The organism is Flavobacterium sp. HJSW_4, assembly GCF_042436695.1.
Classification (GTDB): Bacteria; Bacteroidota; Bacteroidia; order Flavobacteriales; family Flavobacteriaceae; genus Flavobacterium.
This window is the reverse complement of sequence record NZ_JBHNPP010000069.1, coordinates 1-4,351: the sequence shown is the minus strand read 5'-3', so window position 1 is coordinate 4,351 and position 4,351 is coordinate 1. Positions and strand designations below refer to the sequence as shown.

At 33.7% G+C, this 4,351-nt stretch carries 5 protein-coding genes; 4 read left to right on the top strand and 1 reads right to left on the bottom strand.

Features of this window, described 5'->3' with window-relative positions:
- The first annotated feature begins 103 nt into the window (after nt 1–103).
- The gene (locus ACE01P_RS24265) at nt 104–733 is read left to right on the top strand and encodes a DsbA family protein (protein WP_379701641.1); all 630 of its coding nucleotides are present in this window, start codon (nt 104–106) and stop codon (nt 731–733) included.
- 87 nt (nt 734–820) lie between these two features.
- Here the strand turns inward: ACE01P_RS24265 and ACE01P_RS24260 are convergent, their stop codons facing one another.
- Nucleotides 821–952: a hypothetical protein gene (locus ACE01P_RS24260; protein WP_262510489.1), complete on the bottom strand. Its 132-nt coding sequence runs from the start codon at nt 950–952 to the stop codon at nt 821–823.
- Nucleotides 953–1,175: 223 nt separating this feature from the next.
- On the opposite strand from ACE01P_RS24260, the gene ACE01P_RS24255 reads away from it, so the two are divergent.
- The 3 genes from ACE01P_RS24255 (at nt 1,176) to ACE01P_RS24245 (ending at nt 4,205) form a co-directional block, all read left to right on the top strand.
- The gene (locus tag ACE01P_RS24255) at nt 1,176–1,496 is read left to right on the top strand and encodes a hypothetical protein (RefSeq protein WP_379701639.1); all 321 of its coding nucleotides are present in this window, start codon (nt 1,176–1,178) and stop codon (nt 1,494–1,496) included.
- A 15-nt stretch (nt 1,497–1,511) separates the two neighbouring features.
- Nucleotides 1,512–2,522 (top strand): ligase-associated DNA damage response exonuclease, encoded by a 1,011-nt coding sequence (locus ACE01P_RS24250; protein ID WP_379701638.1) that lies wholly within the window; start codon nt 1,512–1,514, stop codon nt 2,520–2,522.
- An 81-nt stretch (nt 2,523–2,603) separates the two neighbouring features.
- Complete coding sequence (locus ACE01P_RS24245) at nt 2,604–4,205, top strand: ATP-dependent DNA ligase (protein ID WP_379701637.1); 1,602 nt, start codon at nt 2,604–2,606, stop codon at nt 4,203–4,205.
- Nucleotides 4,206–4,351: the final 146 nt, after the last annotated feature.

Sequence of the window (4,351 nt, the reverse complement as noted above, 5' to 3'; positions counted from 1 at the left end):
AAAAATAAAAAACCTTGCGAACTTTGCGGTAAAACTACACAAGCCAAAAACTTGAAACCTGAAACCTGAAACAAAAACAAACAAATTTCCGTATCTTTACGATATGAAAATAGAAATTTGGTCGGACATCATGTGTCCGTTTTGTTATATCGGAAAAAGACAATTGGAAACTGCACTTTCAGTATTTCCTAATGATGAATTTGAAATTGAGTGGAAAAGCTTTCAGCTAGATCCAACAATAACTTCTGAACCTGATATGGACGTTTATACGTTCTTAGCAGAAAGAAAAGGCATGTCGCTTGAACAATCTAAAGAAATGCACAAAGGTGTTGCTGAACGCGCTAAAAGTGTTGGTTTAGATTATAATTTTGATAAAGCTGTCATTTCAAATTCTTTAAACGCGCATCGAATCATTCAATTGGCTAAAACTAAAAATATTGGCGATCGAATGGAAGAAATTTTCTTTAAAGCTTATTTTACAGATGGACAAGATTTGAACAATGGTCAAACCTTGATCAAATTAGGAGTTCAAGCTGGTTTACAAGAAAATGAAATTAGAGAGGTTCTAGAAAGCGACAACTTGTTTATTAAAGAAGTAGAATCAGATATTAAAGAAGCTGCCGAAATTGGCGTTCAAGGAGTTCCATTCTTTGTGTTTGATCGTAAATATGCTGTTTCGGGCGCTCAACCAATTGAAACATTTGTAAAAACAATTCAGGAAGTTTTGAAATAAAATTCAAACTTATAAAAATCTAAAAGCGTGCTGTCTATATTTAAACAGCACGCTTTTATTATTTAGCTCTACTAAGAAACTAAAAAATTAATGACCAGCTCTACCTTTAGAATCGTTAGATTTTGTTGTAGTGCTTTTTCCTCTAGAACCAGAAGTTGATTTTTGAGTTTTTCCAGAATCTTTCATTCCAGATTTCGAATCTTTTCTTGAAGTTTCCATAATGTTATAATTTTTTAAATTATTAGTTCTACAAAGTTGCAAAATACGTAAGTGCTTATTTTACAGAATTATATTTGAGTTTTATAAAATGAGAATTAGACAAAATATTCAATAAACAAATCATGTAAGATTAAAAGTAAATCCTATAATTTTTTTAAGTTGCTTATTTTCAAATTTGTATATATCAAAAATTTAGAAAACTTACTAATTTAAAACAGCAGCCATGAGAAAAGATGCGAACAGCCGATACACTGCAAACTTAAATGATTTTAAATGCAGTAAACCCGATCATATTGATACCGCACATGAAAATGAGGCAATGGATCATGAATTTACTTCGGGAGAAAATGAAGATAATAATTATAGAAATCACTGTGCTGACTCTTCCGATGATTGTTATGAAATTATAGAAAGCGGACTAAATTTAGCTGAAGACAATACTCCTTTTTCAGCTTACGATACTACAAATCCATACGACAGTTATAATTTAGATAATGAAGATAATAAATACGACTGTCCTCCTTATAGAAATTTTGAGTACTAAAAATATCGATAGAAAATGAATGTACCCTTATTACAATTTAACGATAAAGGCATTTACTGTCAGCAGGCTGATGTCTATCTGGATCCGTGGAGACCAGTAAAAAATGCCATTATTACGCATGGACATTCTGATCATTCCAGATGGGGACATCAAAATTATATTACACATCACACAAATGTTCCGATTATTAAATATCGACTCGGCGAAATAAATGTTACAGGAAAAGATTGGAATGAAACTTTTAGCATAAACGGCGTAAAGTTTTCTCTTCATCCCGCTGGGCATATTATTGGTTCTGCGCAAATTCGGGTAGAATACAAAGGTGAAGTTTGGGTTTTTACAGGCGATTACAAAACAGAAGATGATGGAATTTCAGTTCCTTACGAAATTGTAAAATGCCATTCGTTTATAACAGAATGCACTTTCGGACTTCCGGCTTTTAATTGGGAATCACAAAAAGATGTAATGTCCGAAATTAATAATTGGTGGGTAGAAAATCGATCTGAAGGTAAAACATCAATTCTTTTTGGATATTCTTTAGGAAAAGCACAGCGATTACTAAAATATTTGGATCCAAATATTGGCACAATTTATACACATGGCGCAATAGAAAATATGACAAATGTTGTTCGCCCTTTTATTGATTTACCCGCAACAGTTAGAGTAACCCAAGAAACGAAAAAAGAAGATTTACTAGGAAATATTGTTCTCGCACCGCCAAGCGCACATGGAAGTACTTGGATTCGAAAAATGACACCTTTTGTAACAGGAACTGCAAGTGGCTGGATGGCTTTTCGAGGCGCAAGAAGAAGACGTGCAGTAGATCGCGGATTTGTAATTAGCGATCACTGCGATTGGACTGGATTACTCGAAAGCATAAAAGCAACTGGAGCCGAAAAAGTAATTTGCACTCACGGATATTCTGATATTTTCTCAAAATATCTAAGAGAATTAGGTTACGACGCCAGAACCGCCCACACACAATACGAAGGGGAAACGAATGACGTAATTAATGATGAGTTATAAATTGTTAATTATGAGTTATGAGTTATGAATTATGAGTTATAATCTTTTCTAATTAACCATCAACAATCAACAAAATTCAAAATGAAAAACTTTGCCGAGCTTATAAAAACCTTAGATAGTTCTAATAAAACATCGGTAAAAGTTGATGCGTTGACAAATTATTTCCTGAAAGCAAGTGACGAAGATAAAGTCTGGACGATTGCTATACTTTCGCATCGTCGCCCTCCACGACCTGTAAATACGACTTTATTGCGTTTATGGGCAAATGAATTGGCGAATATTCCGCTTTGGTTGTTTGAAGAAAGTTATCATATTGTGGGGGATTTGGCTGAAACCATTGCACTTGTTATTCCGACCACAAAAGAACATTCTGATAAAAGTTTAACCGAATTTCTACAGGAAATTATCGCTTTAAAAAAGAAAGATGATTTTGAAAAGAAAGAATATCTGCAAACCAATTGGCTGAATTTAAATTATTACGAACGCTTTGTTTTCACTAAATTAATTACAGGAAGTTTTAGAATTGGTTTGAGTCAGAAGTTGATGACACGTGCACTTTCTAAAGCAGAAAATATTGACGAAGACACATTGGCTTATAAATTAATGGGCGATTGGAATCCGAACACAATTACGTTTCAAGAATTGGTTTTAGATGAAAGAAGCAGTGATTATTTATCGAAACCTTATCCGTTTTATTTGGCTTATCCGATTGAAGGTGAATTGGAAAATTTAGGAAATCCAGAAGATTGGAGCGCCGAACATAAATGGGACGGGATTCGTTCACAAACGATTATTCGTGAAAACGAAATTTACGTTTGGAGTCGTGGTGAAGAATTGGTAACCGATAAATATCCAGAATTCAATTCTTTTATTGGAGTTATTCCAAACGGAACTGTAATTGACGGCGAGATTCTTTCTTTCGTAGAAAATGAAATTGGAACTTTTAATGATTTGCAAACTCGAATTGGCCGAAAAAATGTTTCTGCTTCGGTTTTAAAGAAAACGCCTGTAATTATTAAAGCTTATGATTTATTGGAATGGCAAGGAAATGACATTCGAAATCTTCCTTATGAAGAACGTCGTACATTATTAGAAGAATTATTTACCACTTTAATTGGAAAAGATATTCCGTTACAACTTTCCGAAAGAATTAATTTTTCTACTTGGGAAGAAATTACTAATGAAAGATTAAAATCTCGCGAAATGAAAAGCGAAGGTTTGATGTTGAAACGAAAAGATTCGCCTTATCTCGTTGGAAGAAAAAAAGGAGATTGGTGGAAATGGAAAATCGAACCTTTAACCATAGATGCAGTCCTCACCTACGCCATGCGCGGTCACGGACGAAGATCAAATTTATTTACCGATTATACTTTTGCCCTTTGGCAGGAAAATGAAAGCAATGAGCGCGAACTCGTCACTTTCGCGAAAGCATATTCCGGTTTAACCGATTCCGAGTTTAGAATGGTGGATGATTTTATTAAAAAGAATACTTTAGAACGATTTGGTCCAGTAAGAAGCGTAACGCCAAAACTGGTTTTTGAAATTGGTTTTGAGGGAATTGCACTTTCTAAAAGACATAAAAGCGGAGTTGCAACTCGCTTTCCACGAATTTTAAGATGGCGTCACGATAAAAAAATTGAAGAAGCCAATTCGATAGAAGATTTAAAAAATATGATTATTTGAAGTTATTTTTAAACATATTGTTTCTGATTTTTTGTCATTTCGGTAAAATAAAAACTTTGCGCTTTAGCGACTTTGCGAGACTAATTTAAGATACAGAGAAAAAATTAGTGTAATTAGTGCAATTCGCGGCAAAAAAATAAAAAAAA

Coding starts and splice junctions, on each gene's coding strand:
- ACE01P_RS24265 (WP_379701641.1), top strand. CDS start 104: ATGAAAATAGAAATTTGGTCGGACATCATGTGTCCGTTTTGTTATATC.
- ACE01P_RS24260 (WP_262510489.1), bottom strand. CDS start 952: ATGGAAACTTCAAGAAAAGATTCGAAATCTGGAATGAAAGATTCTGGA.
- ACE01P_RS24250 (WP_379701638.1), top strand. CDS start 1,512: ATGAATGTACCCTTATTACAATTTAACGATAAAGGCATTTACTGTCAG.
- ACE01P_RS24255 (WP_379701639.1), top strand. CDS start 1,176: ATGAGAAAAGATGCGAACAGCCGATACACTGCAAACTTAAATGATTTT.
- ACE01P_RS24245 (WP_379701637.1), top strand. CDS start 2,604: ATGAAAAACTTTGCCGAGCTTATAAAAACCTTAGATAGTTCTAATAAA.